This window comes from Streptomyces sp. NPDC005141, assembly GCF_053599975.1.
Map to the genome: position 1 here is coordinate 312986 of NZ_JBSFYW010000001.1, position 23005 is coordinate 335990.

Here is a 23005-nt window from a genome sequence, read left to right on the forward strand (position 1 = left end):
CGCCACCAACCGGTCGCCACTCTCCAGGCGTGACACGGCACGCGCATCGCGGCACCCGCCATGCGCCGCCCAACGAACGTCTCCGACACTCAGCTCCAACAGTCGCCGACTCCCAGCCTCCAACCCTCAGCCCCGAGCCCCCAGCCCCCAGCCCCCAGCCCCCAGCCCCCAGCCGAAGCATCCACCCCGAGCCCCACCCACCCGTGCCACCCTGGAGTCATGCCCGAAGGAGACACCGTCTGGCAGGCCGCGAGGCGGCTGCACGTCGCCCTCGCGGGCAGGGTGCTGACCCGTTCCGACCTGCGGGTGCCCCAGTACGCCACGGCGGACCTCACCGGTCGCGCCGTCCTGGACGTCACCCCGCGCGGCAAGCACCTCCTCACCCGGATCGAGGGCGGTCTGACCCTGCACTCGCATCTGCGGATGGACGGTTCATGGAAGGTGTACGAGACCGGCCGGCGCTGGAGCGGGGGTCCCGCACACCAGATCCGGGTCATCCTCGGCACGACGGACCGCACGGCGGTCGGCTACCGGCTGCCCGTACTGGAACTGCTCCGGACCACCGACGAGGCCCGAGCGGTAGGTCACCTCGGCCCCGACCTCCTGGGTCCGGACTGGGACCCGGGCAAAGCCCTGGCGAACCTCCTTCGCGATCCTGACCGCCCCCTCGGCGAGGCCCTTCTGGATCAGCGGAATCTCGCGGGCATCGGCAACGTCTACAAGAGCGAGCTGTGCTTCCTGCTCGGCGTCACCCCGTGGCTCCCCGTCGGCGCCCTGCCCACCGATCTCGCCGCCCAGCTGCCGGTCCTCGCCAAGAAGTTGCTGGAGTTCAACCGCGACCGTCCGGCCCGCGTCACCACAGGGCACCGCGAGCACAACCTCTTCGTGTACGGCCGCGCCCCTCGCCCCTGTCTGCGCTGCGGAACGCGGATCCGCTCGGCGAACCAGGGCGACGGTTCCCGCGAGCGCCCCACGTACTGGTGCCCTCGGTGCCAGACGGGACCCACCCCGCCACCCGGCGGCCACCACACCGCTCCGGAGTACCGCCCCACCGGCCACGAGACCTAGACGCCGGACCAACGGCACCACTGGACACAGGCACAGGGCCGCACGTCGACCCGCACACAGAGCCACGCGTCGAGCCCCGCATCAAGTCCGTACAGCTAATTGACGACCCGTCAGAAACCCTCGTACCGTCGCTTCATGGCCCTCCCCGCGTACGACCTGACCGGACGCACCGCATTCGTCACCGGCGCGGCCGGCGGCATCGGCCGCGCGTCCGCGCTCCTGCTCGCGGAGGCGGGCGCCACCCTTCACTGTGCGGACGTCGACGAGCAGGGCCTGCACGAGACGGCGACGCTGATCAAGGACCAGGGCGGCATCGCCCGTACCTACCCGCTCGACGTCACCGACCGCGCCCAGGTCCAGCAGGCCGTCGCGTCGTGCGGCCGCGTCGATGTCATGGCGGCGATCGCCGGGATCATGCACAGCAGCCCGGTCCTGGAGACTCTGGACGAGGATCTCGACCGGGTGCTGAGCGTCAACTTCAAGGGCGTGCTGTACGCCTGCCAGGAAGCAGCGCGCTCCATGATCGCGAACAGCGCCCGGGGCAGCATCATCACCATGGCCTCGGGCGCGATCGACACCGGCGGCCCGGGCCTGCTCTGCTACAGCGCGGCCAAGGCGGCCGTCGTACAGCTGACGAAGACGCTGGCGACGGAGGTCGGCCCGCACGGCATTCGCGTCAACGCCGTGGCGCCCGGCTGGATCCGTACCCCCATGACCGATCGTCACGGTGAGAAGCAGGCACACACGGAGGCGTTCATGGCACGCCTTTCACCCCTGGGCCGTGTCGGCGAACCCGAGGACATCGCGCACGCCGTGCTGCACCTCGCCTCGGACGCCTCGGCGTTCACCACGGGCCAGATCCTGCGCCCCAACGGCGGCGTCGCCATGCCCTGGTAGTCCGCCACCCGCCACCCGCGGTCCCGCACACCCGGCTTCGCCCACGAGAGCCCCCGTCCGCGCCCAGCCCGCACCCGCGCGTCTCCGGCCGCCGGCTCGCCCCGTCGCTCACACCGCTGCGCCCCCGACCGCACCGCTCTCCCGCAGGCTCCAGAGGCCCCTAGCCCACGCCCGACGCGCGCCCCCGACCGCTCCCACGTCGGCGCCACTCCTCCCGCCAGTGGGTCCGCCATCGGTCCGACCCCACAGCCCCTGCCGCGCGGGACTTGGGGACGCAGTGGACCGGCAGCAGACTGAGCCCCCATCCGCCCGCCGCGACCGCCCCTTCGAGCACCCCGGCGTCAGGCGCCAGCGCGAGCCGGAGCGCACTGCACCACCACAGCGCGCCGAGCACCAGGGCAGCCCCCCGGCGCACTATTCGCCCTGCCATGGCGCCCTCCTCCGGCCCGACACCGGGCCGCCGATCTCATGCGTGAGCAGGGCACACCGACGGCACACGGAAGCGACCGGGGCGGAACGACTCCCGGGCCGTCACCCGTTCTCCGCCTGGAACATCCAGTGATGCTTCTCGAGGTCGGCCGTGATCCCGATGAAGATGTCCTGGCTCACCGGATCCGGATCCCCGGTGGCGGCCACCCGCTCCCGCATCCGTGTGATCACCGCGCCCAGCGCCTCCACGAGCGTGCGCACGGCATCGGTGTCCTTGATCCAGCCCTCGGGCGTCGCTCCGATGCCGCTGCTCGATGCCACCGTCGCGGCCCGCCCGTCCGGCGGGACACCCAGGGTCGAGGCTCGCTCCGCGACGGTGTCGGAGTGCAGCCGCGCCGTGTCCACGACCTCGTCGAGCTGGAGGTGGACGGAACGGAAGCGGGGCCCCACCACGTTCCAGTGGACCTGCTTCGCCACGAGCGAGAGGTCCACCAGGTCGACCAGGGCGCCCTGAAGCGCCTCGGCGACGGTCTTCAGGTCCGCGTCGGACAGGGAGCTCTTCACGACGTACATCCAGATCCTCCGATTCACGACGACTCCGGCGGCCTGTCCGGGGCCGCGCGGACCCCGGCGGTCGATGCCGACTTCGCTGCCGGCATCCAGGACACCACCGTCGACGCCACTGATGACGCCATCGCTGTCGCCACTGATGACGATCACGACGCCTGTCGGACGCCGGACGGCGCCGACCGAGGGGCCTCGCCGCACCTCCACCATGGAGGCCGCGCCGGAGACCGGCAAATGGACCCATAGGGGACGACAGGGAACCACCGGCGACCGCCAGGGACCCCGTGCAGCGCGAAAGCCCCGGCCGGACCCCTCCAGGTCTCCCTGGAGAAGCCCCGGCCGGGGCTTTCGCTACGCGTGCTCAGCTCATGGAAGCGAGCTGGTGGGCGTCAGGCGGCGACGACGTCGACCGCCTCGGCAGGCGCCTTGATCGTGACCCGTTCCGGTGGCACACCGGTCACCGATACGGAATTGAGCATCGGGCGACGAACCGGTGCGGGCACCGGTTCGGTGGCCGCAGCCGACTGTGCCAGCTCGGCGAGAGCGAGGTCGTCGCTCACTTCCCGCATGAGCTCGGACATCCGTACGTCCAGCGCGTCGCAGATCGCGGAGAGCAGCTCGGAGGATGCCTCCTTCTGCCCCCGCTCCACCTCGGAGAGATAGCCGAGTGAAACTCGGGCGGACGAGGAGACTTCGCGCAGAGTACGGCCCTGGCGCTGGCGCTGCCGACGCAGCACGTCACCCAGCAGGCGACGGAGCAGAATCATCGGTGGCTCCCTCCTCGGACCGCGTAGCCGCATCCTTCACGCCCCACCGTACCGCCTTGCGCCGCGGCCGTGCGGGGAGCGATGTCGTGTTCACTCAGGGCTGCAAACATCAAAACCCCCCGTTCTGTTCCGTATCCTGTGCCCGCTCATTCCCGGTCTGTTCGCCCGCGAGCTCCCGCAGGAGCAGCGCGAGTACGCTGCGTACACTCTCCATACGGATTTCCGCCCGGTCGCCGTTCAACCGCAGCGGCGCCACTTTCCCGCCACGATCGGTCAGGAAAGTTGATCCAGGGGGCCCGTCGACGGCCACGTAGACCGTGCCGACCGGCTGTCCGTCCTGGGGGTCCGGACCGGCGACGCCGGTGGTCGCGATCCCCCAGTCCGCGCCGAGCGCCTTGCGCACTCCGGTCGCCATCTGCGCCGCGACCTGCGGATCCACCGCACCGCGCTCGGCCAGGAGAGTGGCGTCGACGCCCAGCAGTTCGTTCTTCAGTTCGGTGGCGTACGCGGTCACGGAGCCCCGGAAGGCCTTCGAGGCACCCGGCACCGCGGTGATCTCCGCAGCCACCAGACCACCGGTGAGCGACTCGGCGACGGCGAGCGTCTCGCCCCTCACCGTGAGTAGTCGCACCACTTCAGTGGCCGTGGAACTCACCGCTCGGCCTCCGCGGCGGCCGCCCGCCGCTCGGCGATTCCTTGCCTGCGGAGCACAATGGCCTGTCTCACATAGTCGAGCCCGGTGACCACGGTCAGGACGACCGCCACGGCCATCACCCAGAACCTCAGGGTGGCCAGGGCCCCCGTCAGCGCCAGGATGTACATGCCGACGGCCGTGCCCTGGGCCAGCGTCTTCAGCTTGCCTCCACGGCTCGCCGGGATGACCCCGTAACGGATCACGACGAAGCGCAGCAGGGTGACCCCGAGCTCCCGTCCGAGGATCACGAAGGTGACCCACCAGGGCAGATCACCGAGGGCGGACAGACAGATCAGCGCCGCACCCATGATCGCCTTGTCGGCGATGGGGTCGGCGATCTTCCCGAAGTCGGTGACGAGGTTGTACGTGCGTGCCAGGTGACCGTCGAAGATGTCGGTGATCATGGCGACGGCGAAGGCCGCCCACGCCCAGGCGCGCATGGCGGGGTCGTATCCGCCGTCGGCCAGCATCAGCGCCACGAAGCCCGGCACGAGGACGAGCCGGATCATGGTCAGGATGTTGGCGATGTTCCAGAGGCTGGCCTGGTTGACGGCCGCAGCGCCCAGCTTCCCGCCCCGCGCCGGCTTCGCGTCCCCGGGGGCACCGGATGCACCGGATGCACCGGGAGCGCCCGTCGCCCCTTTGGCGCCGGGGGAGCCGCCTGCCGCGGATGCCGGGACTCCGGTCATCTGGCCGCCTCCTCAGTACACGCGAGCGAGCCGAGGAGCAGCGGCTCGGCCACCAGGTCGACACCTTCCGTGCCGACCACCTTGGCCTCGACGATACGGCCGACGGTCAGACCCTCGCCGCTCGTGAACAGAACCTGGCCGTCCGTCTCCGGTGCCTGGTGCGCGGCGCGGCCGTACGCGCCGTCCTCGTCGTCGAGGGACTCCACCAGCACGTGCACGGTCTCGCCCACGCGCTCCTCGGCGCGCTGGGCGACCAGCTCCTCGGCGAGCCGGGAGACGCGCGCGAGGCGCTCGGCGACGACGTCCTCGTCCAGCTTGTTCTCGTACGTCGCCGCTTCGGTGCCGTCCTCGTCGGAGTACCCGAAGACACCGATCGCGTCGAGGCGGGCGCCCGTGAGGAAGCGCTCCAGCTCCGCGAGGTCGGCCTCGCTCTCACCGGGGAAGCCCACGATGAAGTTGGAGCGCACACCGGCCTGCGGGGCCTTGGAGCGGATGGTGTCGAGCAGTTCCAGGAACCGGTCGGTGTCGCCGAAGCGGCGCATCGAGCGCAGCACGTTGGGCGCGGAGTGCTGGAAGGACAGGTCGAAATAGGGCGCGATGTTCGGCGTCGACGTCAGGACGTCAATGAGTCCGGGGCGCATCTCGGCGGGCTGCAGGTAGCTGACCCGCACGCGCTCGATGCCGTCGATCTCGGCCAGCTCGGGCAGCATCGTCTCCAGGAGACGGATGTCACCCAGGTCCTTGCCGTACGAGGTGTTGTTCTCCGAGACGAGCATCACCTCCTTGACGCCCTGCTCGGCGAGCCAGCGGGCCTCGTTCAGGACGTCGCTGGGGCGGCGCGAGATGAACGAGCCGCGGAAGGAGGGGATGGCGCAGAAGGAGCAGCGGCGGTCGCAGCCGGAGGCCAGCTTCACCGAGGCGACCGGGGATCCGTCCAGACGGCGACGCAGTGGCGCGCGGGGGCCGGAGACCGGGGCGACGCCTTCGGGGAGGTCCGACGGGGCGCCGTGGCCGGGAAGGGCCACTTCCTCGCCGGCGCTCTGCCGTTCGGCCGGGCTGATCGGCAGCAGCTTGCGCCGGTCGCGCGGGGTGTGGGAGGCGTGGATGCCGCCGTTCAGGATGGTCTGGAGGCGGTCGGAGATGTCGGCGTAGTCGTCGAAGCCGAGCACTCCGTCGGCCTCGGGAAGCGCTTCGGCGAGTTCCTTGCCGTACCGCTCGGCCATGCAGCCCACCGCCACGACGGCCTGGGTTCTGCCATGTCCCTTGAGATCATTGGCTTCGAGGAGGGCGTCGACGGAGTCCTTCTTGGCGGCTTCGACGAAGCCGCAGGTGTTGACGACGGCGACGTCGGCTTCCTCGGCGTCCTCCACGAGTTGCCAGCCGTCCGCCTCCAAGCGGCCTGCGAGCTCCTCCGAGTCCACCTCGTTACGGGCGCAGCCAAGAGTGACAAGTGCGACGGTACGGCGTTCAGGCATGGGCTCAAGACTACTTTGTCTCACCGACAGCCCACGTCGACGGGGTTGGCCGATCTTGGCCAACCCCGTACCGGCTTGTTCCGTCGGACCCCTATCCGACCTGCGGGTCGCCCTTCGTGTACGTCAGACGCTCGACGGCGCCCGGCTGGAAGTCGTCCTCGATCTTCTTGCCGTTGACGTACAGCTGGATGGCGCCGGCGTCCCCCAGGATGAGGTTGATCTTGGAGCTGTCCTGGAAGGTCTTGGACTCGCCCTGCTTGAGCAGTCCGTCGAAGAGCATCCGACCGTTGTGGTCCTTGGCGGAGATCCAGCTGCGTCCGTCCGCGGCGCTGACCTGGACGGTCACCTTGTCCTGCGGGGCGGCCGCGATGGCGCTGTCGGACGGCTCGGGCTTCGGGTCGGCGGGCTTGCTGGCGGCCGAGCTGGGCGAGGCGGACTTCTTGGTGGTCGGCGTGGACCCCTCGGCGACCTGGGTCTTCGAGCCGTCGTCCCCGTCGCCGCCCTTGACCGCGGTGAACCCGACGAAGCCGATCACCGCGACGATCGCGGCGACCATGGCGGCCGTCCAGTTCGGTCCGCGCCGCTCGGGACGGATGCGTTCCGCCTCGAAGAGCGGTGCGGCGGGCGTCGGCGCGGGACGTCCGCCGTGCTCGGCGTCGTACTGCGCGAGCAGCGGGACCGGATCGAGCTGGACGGCGCGGGCCAGGGTCCGGATGTGCCCGCGGGCGTAGACGTCGCCACCACAGGGGGCGAAGTCGTCCTGTTCGATGGCATGGATGATGGTGATACGGACGCGGGTGGCGTTGCTGACGTCGTCGACGGTCAGACCGGCCTCGATGCGTGCCCGCTGGAGGGCACGGCCGATCGAGAGCCGCTCGGCCGTAACGTCGTCTTCGAACGGACGCTCGTCTTCGGGTGAGTTGCCGTCAGGGGAGTTGACGATGGACACGGGGGCGCCTTTCGAGCGTGTAGCCACCTGTGCTGGAAGTTCAGTCTAGGGGGGGTACGAAAGGGTGGGGCAACCGGGCGGTAGGACTTTGTACGCCATCAGAATGGCCGGTCATCCTGATGCCGGGACATAGGGCGTCCCTTCGCTCAACTTGACGTGCGGCGAAGAGAAACGGTTGCCCGCCGACTCCTTACGGGTGAGTCACGTTCGCATATCAGCCTGGGGCGGAACATGACGTTCCGCCATCCGTCGGCGAGCCGCCCACTCCCTGAGCGACCCGCCACGTGCTCACCGCTCCCTGAACGGCCTGTCCCGTCGCCCTCCGCCGAAGGCTCTACGCTTCTGCTTCCCCGCGAATCACGGCCAACACTCCATCCAGCTCATCGGCCTTCACCAGCACGTCACGAGCCTTCGAACCCTCGCTGGGCCCGACGATCCCTCGCGACTCCATGAGGTCCATCAGCCGGCCGGCCTTGGCGAAGCCGACGCGCAGCTTGCGCTGGAGCATCGAAGTGGACCCGAACTGCGAGGTGACGACGAGTTCGGCGGCCGCGCACAGCAGATCGAGGTCGTCGCCGATGTCCTCGTCGATCTCCTTCTTCTGCTTGGTGCCCACGGTGACGTCGTCCCGGAAGACGGGCGCCATCTGATCCTTGCAGTGCTGCACGATCACCGCGACCTCGTCCTCGGTGACGAAGGCACCCTGCATACGGGTGGGCTTGTTGGCCCCCATCGGCAGGAAGAGGCCGTCGCCCTTGCCGATCAGCTTCTCGGCGCCGGGCTGGTCGAGGATGACGCGCGAGTCCGCGAGGGACGAGGTGGCGAAGGCGAGCCGGGAGGGCACGTTGGCCTTGATCAGACCGGTGACGACGTCCACGGACGGCCGCTGTGTGGCGAGCACCAGGTGGATGCCGGCCGCGCGGGCGAGCTGGGTGATGCGCACGATCGCGTCCTCGACGTCGCGCGGCGCGACCATCATCAGGTCGGCGAGCTCGTCGACGATCACCAGGAGGTACGGGTACGGGGTCAGCTCGCGCTCACTGCCCTCGGGCAGCTTGACCTTGCCGTTCCTGATGGCCTCGTTGAAGTCGTCGATGTGCCGGAACCCGAACGCCGCGAGGTCGTCGTAGCGCAGGTCCATCTCCCGTACGACCCACTGCAGTGCCTCGGCGGCCCGCTTCGGGTTGGTGATGATCGGCGTGATCAGGTGCGGGATGCCCTCGTACGCGGTCAGCTCGACCCGCTTGGGGTCGACGAGGACCATCCGCACGTCCTCGGGGGTCGCACGGACCATGACCGAGGTGATCAGGCAGTTGATGCACGACGACTTGCCCGAACCGGTGGCGCCGGCGACGAGGACGTGCGGCATCTTCGCCAGGTTGGCCATCACATAGCCGCCCTCGACGTCCTTGCCGAGCGCGACCAGCATCGGGTGGTCGTCCTCCGCCGCGTCCGCGAGCCGCAGCACGTCACCGAGGTTGACCATCTCGCGGTCGGTGTTGGGGATCTCGATGCCGACCGCGGACTTGCCGGGGATCGGGCTGATGATCCGCACGTCCGGGCTGGCGACCGCGTAGGCGATGTTCTTGGTGAGCGCCGTGATCCGCTCGACCTTCACGGCGGGGCCGAGTTCGACCTCGTAGCGGGTGACCGTCGGCCCGCGGGTGAACCCGGTGACGGCGGCGTCGACCTTGAACTCCATGAAGACGTTCTGCAGGGAGGCGACCACCGCGTCGTTGGCGGCGCTGCGTGTCTTGCCGGGGCCGCCCCGCTCCAGGAGGTCGAGCGAGGGCAGCGAGTAGGTGATGTCCCCGGAGAGCTGGAGCTGCTCCGCGCGCGGGGGCAGCTCGCGCGGGGCGTCGGGCGCGGACTTGGTCAGGTCGGGCACGACGGACTCGACCGCCAGAGCCTCCTGCTTGGGCCGCTTGGCGCCCGGTACGGCCTTGGCCCGGGCGGCAGGTACCGGCGTCGTCTCCTCGTACCCGTCCCGCTCGACCCTGACACCCTGCGTCAGATCGGCGACCAGGGGCGAGGGCGGCATCCCGTGCAGCACGGCTCCGTCCAGCGCCGCTGCGGCGGCCGCGGCGACGTCCACCGCGTCCATCGGCCGGTTCATGTCGGGCTGCTGCGCGCCGGGCCGCCGGGGACGGCTGCGGCGCCTGGTGAGCGCCTCCTGCTCGGCGCTGTCGGGGTCGTACGACTCGGGGGCGCGCGAGCGCCTGCGCGAGCCCGCCCGCAGCCCGTCGCGCCACTGCTCGTCGTAGCGCTCCTCGTCCTCGACGAACGCGTCCTCGTCGAAGTCGGCCTGGACGATGCCGAGCTTCTGCCCGAGCAGCCGCAGCCGCTGCGGAATCGCGTTGACCGGGGTCGCCGTGACGACGAGCAGCCCGAAGATCGTGAGCAGCACGAGGAGCGGTACGGCGAGGACGTCGCCCATCGTGTACGTCAGCGGGGTGGACGCGCCCCAGCCGATGAGCCCGCCGGCATCCCTTATCGCCTGCATGCCGTCGCTGCGCGCGGGCGCCCCGCACGCGATGTGCACCTGACCGAGCACACCGATCACCAGCGCGGACAGGCCGATCACGATGCGGCCGTTCGCCTCGGGCTGCTCGGGGTGCCGGATGAGCCGGGCCGCGATGACACCGAGGAGTATCGGGACGAGAAGGTCGAGGCGGCCGAAGGCACCGGTGACCAGCATCTCGACGAGGTCGCCGACGGGGCCGCGCAGATTGGACCAGGTACCCGCCGCGACGATCAGCCCGAGGCCGAGCAGCAGGAGCGCGAGTCCGTCCTTGCGGTGCGCCGGGTCGAGCCCCTTGGCGCCCCGCCCTATGCCCCGGAAGGTGGCTCCGACGGCATGGGCGAGTCCCAGCCACAGGGCGCGTACGAGTCTGTACACGCCCGCGGTCGGGTTGGGCGCCGGCGCGGGTGCGGGCTTCTTCGCCGCGGCCCTCTTGGCAGGCGCCTTCTTGGCGACTGCCTTTTTCACGGGGGCCTTCTTCGCCGGAGCCTTCGTCGGAGCGGCCGCCTTCTTCGCGGGCGGCTTCTTGGCTGCGGACTGACGTGAGGCCATGTGTGTGAGGTTACCGGTGGAGACGACAGCGGACACGTGTGCCTACTGCTTCACCCGTTCGTGTCGCCCTTACCCGGTACCGGAACTGACGCGTCCTCATGCCGTTCCACGGCGCGGACGCGTCCGTGGGCGCGTCAGCTCTGCGACGGCACCGAGGGTGCCCCGCTCCCCGTGCCCGGCTCCAGTGCGTCAAGCGCCCTGCGCAGTCCGGTGAGTTTGCGTTCGAGATGGGCCGCGGTCGCCACCGCCGCCGCGTCGGCGGAGTCGTCGTCGAGCTGCTTGGACAGCGCCTCGGCCTGCTCCTCGACGGCCGCGAGCCGCGCCGAGAGTTCGGCGAGGAGTCCGGCGGGCTCCTTGGCGTCTCCGAGCGCCGCCTTGCCGCCACCCTCCAGCTGGAGCCTCAGCAGGGCCGCCTGCTCCCGGAGTTGGCAGTTCTTCATGTAGAGCTCGACGAAGACGGAGACCTTCGCGCGCAGCACCCACGGGTCGAAGGGCTTGGAGATGTAGTCCACCGCGCCGGCCGCGTAACCCCGGAAGGTGTGGTGCGGGCCGTGATTGATCGCGGTGAGGAAGATGATCGGGATGTCCCGGGTCCGCTCCCGCCGCTTGATGTGCGCGGCCGTCTCGAAACCGTCCATGCCCGGCATCTGGACGTCCAGCAGAATGACCGCGAAGTCGTCCGTGAGCAACGCCTTGAGCGCTTCCTCCCCGGACGATGCCCGCACCAGTGTCTGATCGAGCGCCGAGAGAATCGCCTCCAGCGCCAGCAGATTCTCCGGCCGGTCATCGACCAGGAGGATCTTGGCCTTCTGCACCATGGCCCGCCCTCCTCGCCCCGGCATGGGGCCTCCCCTGTCCGCAGGACTTGGGGAAGCACCGGGCGCCGCCCCAGGGGACGACTCCCTTGCGCCGCCCGTCCTTGTGCCGGTCATGGTAGCTGCACCCCGCCTGTCGCCACACCCTGTCACCGCGATGTCACTGTGCACGTAGCAGAAACGCGGCGGGAGACCAGAAGGTTCCCCGTATCCCGCGCTTCTACACGGCTTCGGGCACAGTCGGTTATCCGACGCCGGACCGCCGTGCCGCACGGTGTCCCCGTGTCCGGCACCGCGCGACGGCCCGCGTCACCACATCCGAGTGTGTCACCCCTCACGCATCCACTGCGCCATCACGGAGAGCAGATGATCGGGATCGACCGGCTTGGTCACATAGTCGGAGGCACCCGACTCGATCGCCTTCTCCCGGTCGCCCTTCATGGCCTTCGCCGTGAGCGCGATGATCGGCAGCCCCGCGAACTGCGGCATCCGCCGGATCGCCGTGGTCGTGGCATAGCCGTCCATCTCGGGCATCATGATGTCCATCAGAACGACCGTCACATCGTCGTGCTGCTCCAGGACCTCGATGCCCTCGCGGCCGTTCTCGGCGTACAGCACCGAGAGACCGTGCTGCTCGAGAACGCTGGTCAGCGCGAAGACATTGCGGATGTCGTCATCGACGATCAGCACCTTCTCGCCCTCGAACCGGATGCCCTGGCGCTGCTGCGGTCCCGCGTCCTGCTGACCCGCGGCCGCCCAGGGCTCCTGAGCCGCGCCCGCGGCATCGTCCGGCTGCCCGGGGACGGCACCGCGCTGCTCGGCCGTGGGCAGCGCCCTGCGGCGCCTCCTGAAGAGCGCGGCGGGACCGTTCTGGGTCTCCTGGTACGACTTCACCTCGGCGGGCATCCCCATGCCCTGCAACTCCGCCTCGGAGGCCAGCAGTTCCCCCGCCTCCAGCGCCGGCGCGAGCTGTCCGTAGCCCTGCGGCGGCAGTTCACTCGGGTGCAGCGGCAAATACAGCGTGAAGGTGGAGCCGCGACCCGGCTCGCTCTGCGCGTGGATCTCGCCGCCCAGCAGCCGGGCGATCTCCCGCGAGATGGAAAGTCCCAGACCCGTACCGCCGTACTTGCGGCTGGTCGTACCGTCCGCCTGCTTGAACGCCTCGAAGATCACCCGCATCTTGCTGGCGGCGATCCCGATACCGGTGTCGGTCACGGAGAACGCGATCAGATCGGCGTCCGCGTCCCGCAGCGACCCCGACTCCAGGAGCTGCTCACGGATGGCCACCGGCACATCCGCCCCGGCGGGCCGGATCACCAGCTCGACCGCTCCGGAGTCGGTGAACTTCACCGCGTTGGAGAGCAGGTTGCGCAGCACCTGGAGCAGGCGCTGTTCGTCGGTGTGCAGCGTGGCGGGCAGTTCCGGCGAGACCCGTACGGAGAAGTCGAGGCCCTTCTCCGCGGTCAGCGGACGGAACGTCGCCTCCACGTAGTCGACGAGCTGGACGAGCGCGATGCGGGTCGGCGACACGTCCATCTTGCCCGCCTCGACCTTCGACAGGTCGAGGATGTCGTTGATCAGCTGGAGCAGGTCGGAACCCGCGCCGTGGATCGTCTCGGCGAACTCGACCTGCTTCGGCGTGAGATTCGTGTCCGCGTTGTCGGCGAGCAGCTTGGCCAGGATCAGCAGGGAGTTGAGCGGCGTACGCAGCTCATGCGACATGTTCGCCAGGAACTCGCTCTTGTAGCGCATGGAGACCGCGAGCTGTTCGGCGCGCTCCTCCAGGACCTGCCGGGCTTCCTCGATCTCGGTGTTCTTGACCTCGATGTCGCGGTTCTGCTGGGCCAGCAGCTCGGCCTTCTCCTCCAGTTCGGCGTTCGAGTCCTGGAGTGCCTTCTGCCGGTTCTCCAACTCCGCCGAACGCTCCCGCAGTTGCTCGGTGAGCTCCTGCGACTGGCGGAGCAGCACCTCCGTCTTGGTGTTGACGGAGATGGTGTTGACGCTCGTCGCGATCATCTCGGCGATCTGGTTCAGGAAGTCCCTCTGGATCTGCGTGAACGGCGTGAAGGACGCCAGTTCGATGACCCCGAGCACAGTCCCCTCGAAGAGCACCGGCAGCACGATGACCTGCGCCGGAGGCGCCTCGCCGAGCCCGGAGGAGATCTTCAGATAGCCGCTCGGCGCGTTCTCCACGAGGATCGTGCGCTTCTCCTGGGCGGCCGTCCCGATCAGCGCCTCACCGGGCCGGAACGACGTCGGCATGGAACCCATCGAGTAGCCGTACGACCCGAGCATGCGCAGCTCGTACGCCTCCTCGTCCTCGGCCCCCGCGTCCTTGCCGTCGACCAGCGGCATCGAGAGGAAGAACGCGCCGTGCTGGGCCGAGACGACCGGCGTCAGCTCGCTCATGATCAGTGAGGCGACATCGGCGAGATCACGGCGGCCCTGCATCAGGGCGGAGATGCGGGCGAGGTTGCCCTTCAGCCAGTCCTGCTCCTTGTTGGCGATGGTGGTGTCGCGCAGGTTGGCGATCATCTTGTTGATGTAGTCCTGAAGTTCCTGGATCTCCCCGGAGGCGTCCACGTCGATCTTCAGGTTCAGGTCGCCGCGGGTCACCGCGGTCGCCACGCGCGCGATGGCGCGCACCTGCCGGGTCAGGTTCCCGGCCATCTCGTTCACCGACTCGGTGAGGTCGCGCCAGGTACCGTCGACGTCGCGGACACGCGCCTGACCGCCCAGCTGCCCTTCCGTGCCCACCTCGCGGGCGACTCGGGTGACCTCCTCGGCGAAGGACGACAGCTGGTCGACCATCGTGTTGATGGTGGTCTTGAGCTCCAGGATCTCGCCGCGCGCGTCGATGTCGATCTTCTTGGTCAGATCGCCCTTGGCGATGGCCGTGGTGACCATCGCGATGTTGCGCACCTGGCCGGTGAGGTTGGACGCCATCCCGTTCACCGACTCGGTGAGGTCCTTCCACGTGCCGGCGACTCCCGGAACGTGCGCCTGACCGCCGAGGATGCCGTCCGTACCCACCTCGCGGGCCACCTTGGTGACCTGCTCGGCGAACGAACTCAGCGTCTTCACCATGGTGTTGAAGGTGTCGGCCAGCTGCGCGACCTCGCCGCTCGCCTTGATCGTCACCGTCCGGGTCAGGTCGCCGTTGGCGACGGCCGCCGCCACCTCGGCGATGTTCCGCACCTGCATGGTCAGGTTGTAGGCCATCAGGTTGACGTTGTCGCTCAGGTCCTTCCAGATGCCCGTGACCCCGGGCACCCGCGCCTGACCGCCCAACTGGCCCTCGGTGCCCACCTCGCGGGCCACCCGGGTCACCTGCTCGGCGAACGACGACAGCTGGTCGACCATCGTGTTGACGGTGGTGACCAGCTCGAGGATCTCGCCCTTGGCGTCGACGGTGATCTTCTTGGACAGATCCCCCATGGCGACCGCGGTCGTGACCTCGGCGATGTTGCGCACCTGAATCGTCAGGTTGTTGGCCATGAAGTTCACGGACTGGGTGAGGTCCTTCCAGGTGCCGGAGACACCCTGCACCTCGGCCTGCCCGCCGAGGCGGCCCTCCGTGCCCACCTCGCGGGCCACCCGCGTCACCTGCTCGGCGAAGTTCGAGAGCTGGTCCACCATCGTGTTGAGGGTGTTCTTCAGCTCCAGGATCTCGCCGCGCGCGTCCACGTCGATCTTCTGCGACAGGTCACCGCGGGCCACCGCGGTCGCGACCTGCGCGATGTTGCGCACCTGCGCGGTCAGGTTGCCGGCCATGCCGTTCACCGAGTCGGTCAGGTCGCGCCACACACCGGCGACGCCGGGCACCTGCGCCTGACCGCCGAGGCGGCCCTCCGTGCCCACATCGCGGGCCACCCGCGTCACCTGGTCGGCGAACGCGGAGAGCTGGTCGACCATCGTGTTGATGGTGTTCTTCAGCTCCAGGATCTCGCCGCGCGCGTCCACGTCGATCTTCTGCGACAGGTCACCGCGGGCCACCGCCGTGGTGACCTGGGCGATCTGCCGCACCTGCGAAGTCAGGTTCCCCGCCATGAAGTTGACGGAGTCGGTGAGTTCCTTCCAGGTACCGGACACGCCGTCCACGCGGGCCTGACCGCCGAGGCGGCCCTCCGTGCCCACGTCACGGGCCATCCGCGTCACCTGGTCGGCGAAGCTCGACAGCTGGTCCACCATCGTGTTCACGGTGTTCTTCAGCTGGAGCATCTCGCCGGACACGTCGACGGTGACCTTCTGCGACAGATCGCCGTTGGCCACCGCCGTGGTCACCTGGGCGATGTTGCGCACCTGGCCCGTCAGGTTCTGGAACGCCGTGTTGACGGAGTCCGTGAGGTCCTTCCAGGTACCGGCCACCCCCGGAACCTGTGCCTGGCCGCCCAGTTCACCCTCGACACCGACCTCGCGCGCCACCCGCGTGACCTCGACACCGAACGACGACAGCTGGTCGACCATCGTGTTGACGGTGTTCTTCAGCTCCAGCATCTCGCCCGCGACCTCGACGCTGACCTTCTGCGACAGATCGCCGTTGGCCACCGCCGTGGTCACCGCGGCGATGTCACGCACCTGGGTCGTGAGGTTCCGGAAGACCGTGTTGACCGAGTCCGTGAGGTCCTTCCACGTTCCCGCCGCTCCCGGCACGTTCGCCTGACCGCCGAGCCGGCCCTCGCCACCGACCTCGTTGGCGACACGGGTGACCTCGTCGGCGAACGTCCGCAGCGTCTCCGTCATCTGGTTGATCGTCTCGGCGAGCTGCGCGACCTCGCCGCGCGCCGAGACGGTCACCTTCTGCGACAGGTCGCCGCTCGCGACCGCCGTGGTCACCTGCGCGATCCCGCGCACCTGGGCCGTGAGGTTGCCGGCCATGAGGTTCACCGAATCGGTGAGGTCCTTCCACACGCCGGCCACACCGGGCACCTGCGCCTGGCCACCCAGTTCACCCTCGGTACCCACCTCACGCGCGACTCGCGTCACCTCGGAGGAGAAGGAGGACAGTTGGTCCACCATCGTGTTGACGGTGTTCTTCAGCTCCAGCATCTCGCCGGCCACGTGAACCGTGACCTTCCGCGACAGGTCACCCTTGGCGACGGCCGTCGTCACGAGAGCGATGTCACGTACCTGGGCGGTGAGCCGGTACGCCATCGTGTTGACCGAGTCCGTGAGGTCCTTCCACGAACCGGACATACCGCGCACCCGGGCCTGTCCGCCCAGCTTGCCCTCGGTACCGACCTCGCTGGCCACCCGCGTGACCTCGTCGGTGAACGTCGACAACTGGTCGACCAGATTGTTGACGGTCCGCCCGACCTTCAGGAACTCACCGCGCAGCGGATGACCGTTGCCGTCCGCGGCCTGCGCGCGCAGGTCCATCCGCGGCGACAGATCGCCCTCCGCGACAGCGGACAGTACCCGGCCGACCTCGGAGACGGGTCGTACGAGATCGTCAACCAACGCGTTCGAGGCGTCGATCGCCGCCGCCCAGGACCCCTCGCAGGTGCCCGTCTCCAGCCGCTCCGTGAGCTTTCCGTCACGGCCCACCACGCGCCGCACCCGTGACAGCTCACCCGTCAGATGCAGATTCCGGTCGGCGACCTCGTTGAAGACCGCCGAGATCTCGGACATCACACCGTCACCGGAAACGGTGAGCCGCTTGCGGAAGTTGCCGTCCCGCATCGACACCAGGGCCGCCAGCAACCGGTTCAGGGCCGCCGTGTCCACCTCGGTGGTGCCATTGCGCGGTGTGCGCCCGCTCTTCGGGGACTGTCCGCCTTTCGCGCGCGTCCTACTGCCCCGCGTCGCTGCGCCAGACTCCACTGTGTCCCTCCCGCAAGGGTCGACCAATACTGCTCGGCGTACTCGGGTACTTCTGCTCGGTGTGCAGAGGAGGTACTCGACCTGCCCGGACCTTCTCCTGGAGCCTGCCCAGTGTTTCACCCCGGCTGAACCAGGCCATAACAGTTCGGCAGCTTCGCACATCGTCCGCACACCATCGGGACGGCGGCCCGGCCCTGGCCGGACGCGACGACATACACCTGTCCGAACAAAAACACCGGACTCTTCAAGACGGAAACACTGGTGACCGGCATCCGCAGGGACGGCGAAGGTAAGTAACCTTGCATGCGGCTGTCCAACCGTGCCGGTCCCGTCCGGCCTGGGCGGTGGCACGAGTACGAGCGGGCAGGCATCGGAGGGGCACCGCACCATGACCACCGGACTGCATCCTGGGGGAACGCCACAGGATCCCCGGCCGACGGGGAACCACTCTCTGCCCACGCAGGAGCGGGTCGGCCACGGAACCCCGCATGCCGACAGCCGGACAAGGAGTTCTGTGATCACCGCGCGCGCGGCCGCCAGTTTCGAGCCCGTTGGACGGTCCGTCGCGACCGCCCGCTCGTTCGTCCGGGACACTCTCCAGGGCTGGGGCTTCGCCGACGTCGTCGACGACGCCGTCGTTCTGACCAGCGAACTGGTCACCAATGCCGTCGTGCACGCGGGCACCTCCGCCGACGTTCTGTGTCTGCGCAGCGACGACGGCGTACGCATCGAGGTGGCGGATCACTACCCGGAACGCGAGATCCCACTCCAGGGAACGGCCGTCAACATGGGCAGCCCCGACCGCGAGGGCGGCCGCGGCCTCCAACTGTGCGCGGCCCTGGCCGGCCGCTGGGGTGTCGAGTACACACCCACCCACAAACAGGTCTGGTTCCAGCTCGACCTCCCCGAGCGCGCGGTCGGCACCCGCGCCGCCGGCCCTGCGCTCCCGGCCCACCTCCTCCCCCTGGCCGACGGCCGCGTGCGCGTGGCGGTCGTCCAGATCGACCGCACGGGCTCCATCAACGCCTGGAACGAAGACGCCGAGGAGCTCTTCGGCTACGCGGCCGAGCAGGTCACCGGCAAGCCGCTCACCGACTTCGCGGCCTGGCCGCACACCCCCGGCACCAGCACCGGCATCGTCGAGGCCCTCCAGCTCTCCCGCTGGGAAGGCAGCTACGGCATCCGCTGCGCCGACGGCCGCGTCACGCCGGTGTACGCCTCACACCTGCGGGTCCGCGACACGAGCGGCGAACCCTCCACCGTCTGCCTCCTGGTCCGCGACCACGAACGCGCCGTCCTGCAGACCCCGTTGCGCCTGCCCGCCTCCGACTCGGGCAGCAGCGCCGAGGGCCAGGCCACGGACCCGTTCGAGGTCTTCATCGGTTCACCGGCCCCGGACGACCTCGACGGCCTGCTCCAGCGCACGGTGGAGCGCGCCCGCGACATGCTCGACGGCGACTCCGCCTTCCTGCTCCTCGCGACCGACGACGAAACGGAGTTGGAGGTACGCGCCTCCACGGGCCTGCCCTCCGCGCGCCAGCGCTTCGCCCGCGTCCCCGTCGAAGCGGGCCCCGGACGCTACGGCTCGGCCAGGATGCCCGCCGTCCACGAGGACCTGACGGTCGTCCCCGGCGCCGTACCGCTCCTCGGCGGTACCGGCATGCGCTCGGTCGTCACGGTCCCGCTGAAGGTGGAAGGCCGCCTCACCGGCTCCCTCGGCGTCGCGGCCGAATCGCCCGGCCGCTACTCGAACGAGGAGGCCCTGCGCCTCCAGTTCGCCGCCGACCGCATCGCCCTGGCGGTGGAATCGGCCCGCCTCGGCGAGCTGGAACGCCTGCGCCGCGGCTCGCTGTCCTTCCTCGTCGAGGCTTCCGACCTGCTCGCCGGCACACTGGACCGCGACCAGACCCTCGCCCTCATGGCCCAGATGACGGTTCCGACCCTGGCCACCTGGTGCGCCGTCTACACGATCGCCGACCAGGCCTCCGAGCCGTACCTCTCGTACGTCCTGCACGAGGACGAGGAACGCATCGACGGCCTCAAGGCGTTGCTCTCGAAGATCGCCCCGCCGGATCCGGTGACGACCCCGGGCGCCCGCGTCTGGTCGGCCCCCGCCGCGGCGGCCCACGAGGCGGCCCTGCGGACCTCCATCCGCAGCCTGAGCCTCGGCGAGCAGGCCTCGATGACCTCTGGCATCGGTACGACGCTGGCGACGGCCGCGGCGGTCGGCGGCGAGACCGTCGTCCTCCCCCTGGTGGCCCGCAACCGTGTCATCGGCATGCTGACCCTCGGCAAGCCGTCGGACGAACACTTCCGCCAGGAGATCCTGGAGCTGGCCGAGGACCTCTCCCGGCGAGCGGCCCTCGCGCTGGACAACGCCCGCCTGTACTCGGAGCGCACGGCCATCAGCCAGTCCCTCCAGCGCAGCCTCCTGCCCCCGGAACTCCCCCACATCGAGGGCGTCGAGGTCGAGGTCATCTACCGCGCGGCCGGCGAGGGCAACGAAGTCGGCGGCGACTTCTACGACCTCTTCCCGATCCGCGACGGCGCGTACGGCTTCGCCATCGGCGACGTCTGCGGCACGGGCCCGGAGGCGGCGGCGGTCACCGGCCTGGCCCGGCACGCACTGCGCCTGCTGGCCCGCGAGGGCTACGGCGGCCCCGCGGTCCTGGAGCGGCTGAACTCCGCGATCCTCGACGAGGGCGCCCGCAGCCGCTTCCTGACCCTCCTCTACGGCGAGTTGTGGCCCCAGGAGGACGGCAGTGCCGTCCTGAAGGTCGTCTGCGCCGGCCACCCGCTGCCGCTGCGCCTGCGCCAGGACGGCACGGTCGAACCGGCGGCCGAGCCGCAGCCGCTGCTCGGTGTCATGGAGGACCTGGAGCTGTACGAGCAGACGGTCACGCTGGATCCGGGCGATGTCCTGCTCTGCGTCACGGACGGCGTCACGGAGCGCCGCGAGGGCACCCGCATGCTCGGTGACGACGGCCTCGCGGACGTCCTCACCACGTGTACGGGCCTGACGGCCGGCGCCGTCGCCGCGCGCATCATGCGCGCTGTGGAACGCTTCGCCTCCGACGCCCCGTCGGACGACATGGCGATCCTGGCGATGCGGGTTCCGGGCCTCCAGACGGACTGAGGTCCCGTCGGCCCCGGACATGCGAAAGGCCCCCGCCCACAAGGGCGGAGGCCTTTTCTGCTGGAGCCCCCCAACGGAATCGAACCGTTGACCTTCTCCTTACCATGGAGACGCTCTGCCGACTGAGCTAGGGGGGCCTGTCACCTTCGAGGTTTCCCTCGCGGCAACGAAATAGATCATACCCCGAACCGAACCGTGCTCCCAACCAGTCCGGCACCGACCGATTCGGCCGGATCAGAAGGCCGGCTGCAGCAATCCGCCGAGCGCGTTGCACGCGGAGACGATCCGCTGCATCTCCCGCTTCGTCAACGTCCCGTCCACAGGCAGCGAAAGCGTCTCGTCCGCGGCCCGCTCGGTCTCGGGAAGGTGTACGTCCCGTCGGAACCCGGGCACACGGTGGACCGGCGTCTTCACCGGCACCCGGCACTCAACTCCCCTGGCCCGCACGGCCCGTGCGAACGCGTCCCGGTCCGGCCGCCCGTTGCCCGGCACGCGCACGACGTACTGCTGGTAGGTGTGCCCGTCGCCGCTGTCGGGTGTCCGCACGCCGCTCAGCCGTGCGTCGAGATAGGCGGCCCGCTGCCTGCGCTGCGCGATCTCGTCGTACGGCGCTTCGGACTCGCCCTGTTCCAGCACCAGCAGCCCATGCCGCTGTCCGAGTTCCCGCAGCCGCACCATGCCGGCCGTCCGCCCGAAGCGGTGCACGACAACGACCGCCGCCGACCGGGGCGTCACGGCGGCCTCGATCGCACGAGGGTCGAGGCAGTACGTCAGCGGGTCTATGTCGGCGAAGACGGCCGTGGCGCCGGCCTGGGTCACGGCGTCGGCGACCTCCACGTTCCCGAAGGCCGGCACGATGACCTCGTCACCGGCTCCGACGCCCGCGGCCCTGAGCATTGCAGCAGTACTCATGCTGTGGATATTTGTCGCGCAACGTGAACTGCAAGTGACGCAAAACAAAAAAGAGCTGGTCCCTGAACCGAAGTTCAGGGACCAGCTCTCTAATTTTAGTTCGGCGGCGTCCTACTCTCCCACAGGGTCCCCCCTGCAGTACCATCGGCGCTGTGAGGCTTAGCTTCCGGGTTCGGAATGTAACCGGGCGTTTCCCTCACGCTATGACCACCGAAACACTATGAAACTGTCAACCGGAGCCGTGGCATGGCTACGACGGTTGTTCGTGGTTTCAGAACCAACACAGTGGACGCGAGCAACTGAGGACAAGCCCTCGGCCTATTAGTACCAGTCACCTCCAGCGGTTGCCCGCCTTCCAGATCTGGCCTATCAACCCAGTCGTCTACTGGGAGCCTTAACCCCTCAAGGGGGTGGGAATACTCATCTCGAAGCAGGCTTCCCGCTTAGATGCTTTCAGCGGTTATCCCTCCCGAACGTAGCCAACCAGCCATGCCCTTGGCAGGACAACTGGCACACCAGAGGTTCGTCCGTCCCGGTCCTCTCGTACTAGGGACAGCCCTTCTCAATATTCCTACGCGCACAGCGGATAGGGACCGAACTGTCTCACGACGTTCTAAACCCAGCTCGCGTACCGCTTTAATGGGCGAACAGCCCAACCCTTGGGACCGACTCCAGCCCCAGGATGCGACGAGCCGACATCGAGGTGCCAAACCATCCCGTCGATATGGACTCTTGGGGAAGATCAGCCTGTTATCCCCGGGGTACCTTTTATCCGTTGAGCGACGGCGCTTCCACAAGCCACCGCCGGATCACTAGTCCCGACTTTCGTCCCTGCTCGACCCGTCGGTCTCACAGTCAAGCTCCCTTGTGCACTTACACTCAACACCTGATTACCAACCAGGCTGAGGGAACCTTTGGGCGCCTCCGTTACTCTTTAGGAGGCAACCGCCCCAGTTAAACTACCCATCAGACACTGTCCCTGATCCGGATCACGGACCCAGGTTAGACATCCAGCACGACCAGAGTGGTATTTCAACGGCGACTCCACACGGGCTGGCGCCCGCACTTCACAGTCTCCCACCTATCCTACACAAGCCGAACCGAACACCAATATCAAACTGTAGTAAAGGTCCCGGGGTCTTTCCGTCCTGCTGCGCGAAACGAGCATCTTTACTCGTAGTGCAATTTCACCGGGCCTATGGTTGAGACAGTCGAGAAGTCGTTACGCCATTCGTGCAGGTCGGAACTTACCCGACAAGGAATTTCGCTACCTTAGGATGGTTATAGTTACCACCGCCGTTTACTGGCGCTTAAGTTCTCAGCTTCGCCACACCGAAATGTGACTAACCGGTCCCCTTAACGTTCCAGCACCGGGCAGGCGTCAGTCCGTATACATCGCCTTACGGCTTCGCACGGACCTGTGTTTTTAGTAAACAGTCGCTTCTCGCTGGTCTCTGCGGCCACCCCCAGCTCACCGAGTAAATCGGATCACCAGTGATGGCCCCCCTTCTCCCGAAGTTACGGGGGCATTTTGCCGAGTTCCTTAACCATAGTTCACCCGAACGCCTCGGTATTCTCTACCTGACCACCTGAGTCGGTTTAGGGTACGGGCCGCCATGAAACTCGCTAGAGGCTTTTCTCGACAGCATAGGATCATCCACTTCACCACAATCGGCTCGGCATCAGGTCTCAGCCTTGATGTGTGACGGAT

At 68.7% G+C, this 23005-nt stretch carries 14 protein-coding genes, 1 tRNA gene and 2 rRNA genes; 3 read left to right on the top strand and 14 right to left on the bottom strand.

Features of this window, described 5'->3' with window-relative positions:
- Nucleotides 1–219 precede the first annotated feature (219 nt).
- On the top strand, nt 220–1068 hold the full coding sequence (locus ACWD68_RS01285; RefSeq protein ID WP_451804378.1) for an Fpg/Nei family DNA glycosylase: 849 nt from the start codon (nt 220–222) through the stop codon (nt 1066–1068).
- Nucleotides 1069–1203: 135 nt separating this feature from the next.
- Complete coding sequence (locus ACWD68_RS01290) at nt 1204–1965, top strand: SDR family NAD(P)-dependent oxidoreductase (protein ID WP_451804380.1); 762 nt, start codon at nt 1204–1206, stop codon at nt 1963–1965.
- 160 nt (nt 1966–2125) lie between these two features.
- Here the strand turns inward: ACWD68_RS01290 and ACWD68_RS01295 are convergent, their stop codons facing one another.
- The 10 genes from ACWD68_RS01295 to ACWD68_RS01340 all read right to left on the bottom strand — a co-directional run bounded on the left by ACWD68_RS01295 (nt 2126) and on the right by ACWD68_RS01340 (nt 17246).
- Nucleotides 2126–2395: a hypothetical protein gene (locus tag ACWD68_RS01295; RefSeq protein ID WP_451804382.1), complete on the bottom strand. Its 270-nt coding sequence runs from the start codon at nt 2393–2395 to the stop codon at nt 2126–2128.
- Between the two features lie 101 nt (nt 2396–2496).
- Entirely contained in the window at nt 2497–2967 is a 471-nt protein-coding gene (locus ACWD68_RS01300; RefSeq protein WP_451804410.1) for a Dps family protein, read from the bottom strand.
- Between the two features lie 383 nt (nt 2968–3350).
- Nucleotides 3351–3728: a helix-turn-helix domain-containing protein gene (locus tag ACWD68_RS01305; RefSeq protein WP_384789165.1), complete on the bottom strand. Its 378-nt coding sequence runs from the start codon at nt 3726–3728 to the stop codon at nt 3351–3353.
- 109 nt (nt 3729–3837) lie between these two features.
- On the bottom strand, nt 3838–4383 hold the full coding sequence (locus tag ACWD68_RS01310) for a CinA family protein (protein ID WP_451804384.1): 546 nt from the start codon (nt 4381–4383) through the stop codon (nt 3838–3840).
- Nucleotides 4380–5111, bottom strand: coding sequence for a CDP-diacylglycerol--glycerol-3-phosphate 3-phosphatidyltransferase (gene pgsA / locus ACWD68_RS01315; protein WP_451804386.1), 732 nt, complete (start codon nt 5109–5111; stop codon nt 4380–4382). Before pgsA ends, ACWD68_RS01310 begins: the two co-directional genes overlap by 4 nt.
- Entirely contained in the window at nt 5108–6586 is a 1479-nt protein-coding gene (gene rimO, locus ACWD68_RS01320) for a 30S ribosomal protein S12 methylthiotransferase RimO (protein ID WP_451804388.1), read from the bottom strand. The genes pgsA and rimO overlap by 4 nt, the downstream gene beginning before the upstream one ends.
- A gap of 91 nt (nt 6587–6677) precedes the next feature.
- Nucleotides 6678–7535, bottom strand: a complete 858-nt coding sequence (locus ACWD68_RS01325) for a helix-turn-helix domain-containing protein (protein ID WP_451804390.1) — start codon at nt 7533–7535, stop codon at nt 6678–6680.
- A 334-nt stretch (nt 7536–7869) separates the two neighbouring features.
- Nucleotides 7870–10608 (bottom strand): DNA translocase FtsK, encoded by a 2739-nt coding sequence (locus ACWD68_RS01330; RefSeq protein WP_451804392.1) that lies wholly within the window; start codon nt 10606–10608, stop codon nt 7870–7872.
- 134 nt (nt 10609–10742) lie between these two features.
- A complete protein-coding gene (locus ACWD68_RS01335; RefSeq protein ID WP_266763357.1) occupies nt 10743–11426 on the bottom strand; it encodes a response regulator in 684 nt (227 codons plus the stop codon).
- Nucleotides 11427–11750: 324 nt separating this feature from the next.
- Nucleotides 11751–17246, bottom strand: a complete 5496-nt coding sequence (locus tag ACWD68_RS01340) for a HAMP domain-containing protein (RefSeq protein WP_451804394.1) — start codon at nt 17244–17246, stop codon at nt 11751–11753.
- A 388-nt stretch (nt 17247–17634) separates the two neighbouring features.
- Here ACWD68_RS01340 and ACWD68_RS01345 point away from each other — a divergent pair, with 388 nt between their 5' ends.
- Nucleotides 17635–20382, top strand: coding sequence for a SpoIIE family protein phosphatase (locus ACWD68_RS01345; RefSeq protein ID WP_451804396.1), 2748 nt, complete (start codon nt 17635–17637; stop codon nt 20380–20382).
- Nucleotides 20383–20443: 61 nt separating this feature from the next.
- Here the strand turns inward: ACWD68_RS01345 and ACWD68_RS01350 are convergent.
- The 4 genes from ACWD68_RS01350 to ACWD68_RS01365 all read right to left on the bottom strand — a co-directional run.
- Nucleotides 20444–20519, bottom strand: a tRNA-Thr gene (locus ACWD68_RS01350).
- 97 nt (nt 20520–20616) lie between these two features.
- Complete coding sequence (locus tag ACWD68_RS01355; protein WP_451804411.1) at nt 20617–21279, bottom strand: DegT/DnrJ/EryC1/StrS family aminotransferase; 663 nt, start codon at nt 21277–21279, stop codon at nt 20617–20619.
- 113 nt (nt 21280–21392) lie between these two features.
- A 5S ribosomal RNA gene (rrf, locus tag ACWD68_RS01360) occupies nt 21393–21509 on the bottom strand.
- A gap of 86 nt (nt 21510–21595) precedes the next feature.
- Nucleotides 21596–23005: ribosomal RNA gene (locus ACWD68_RS01365) — 23S ribosomal RNA — on the bottom strand; the annotation flags it as partial.

Excerpts from the sequence above, each read along its gene's own strand:
- ACWD68_RS01285 (WP_451804378.1), top strand. The coding sequence starts at position 220 with ATGCCCGAAGGAGACACCGTCTGGCAGGCCGCGAGGCGGCTGCACGTC.
- ACWD68_RS01290 (WP_451804380.1), top strand. The coding sequence starts at position 1,204 with ATGGCCCTCCCCGCGTACGACCTGACCGGACGCACCGCATTCGTCACC.
- ACWD68_RS01295 (WP_451804382.1), bottom strand. The coding sequence starts at position 2,395 with ATGGCAGGGCGAATAGTGCGCCGGGGGGCTGCCCTGGTGCTCGGCGCG.
- ACWD68_RS01300 (WP_451804410.1), bottom strand. The coding sequence starts at position 2,967 with ATGTACGTCGTGAAGAGCTCCCTGTCCGACGCGGACCTGAAGACCGTC.
- ACWD68_RS01305 (WP_384789165.1), bottom strand. The coding sequence starts at position 3,728 with ATGATTCTGCTCCGTCGCCTGCTGGGTGACGTGCTGCGTCGGCAGCGC.
- pgsA (WP_451804386.1), bottom strand. The coding sequence starts at position 5,111 with ATGACCGGAGTCCCGGCATCCGCGGCAGGCGGCTCCCCCGGCGCCAAA.
- rimO (WP_451804388.1), bottom strand. The coding sequence starts at position 6,586 with ATGCCTGAACGCCGTACCGTCGCACTTGTCACTCTTGGCTGCGCCCGT.
- ACWD68_RS01330 (WP_451804392.1), bottom strand. The coding sequence starts at position 10,608 with ATGGCCTCACGTCAGTCCGCAGCCAAGAAGCCGCCCGCGAAGAAGGCG.
- ACWD68_RS01335 (WP_266763357.1), bottom strand. The coding sequence starts at position 11,426 with ATGGTGCAGAAGGCCAAGATCCTCCTGGTCGATGACCGGCCGGAGAAT.
- ACWD68_RS01345 (WP_451804396.1), top strand. The coding sequence starts at position 17,635 with ATGACCACCGGACTGCATCCTGGGGGAACGCCACAGGATCCCCGGCCG.
- ACWD68_RS01355 (WP_451804411.1), bottom strand. The coding sequence starts at position 21,279 with ATGCTCAGGGCCGCGGGCGTCGGAGCCGGTGACGAGGTCATCGTGCCG.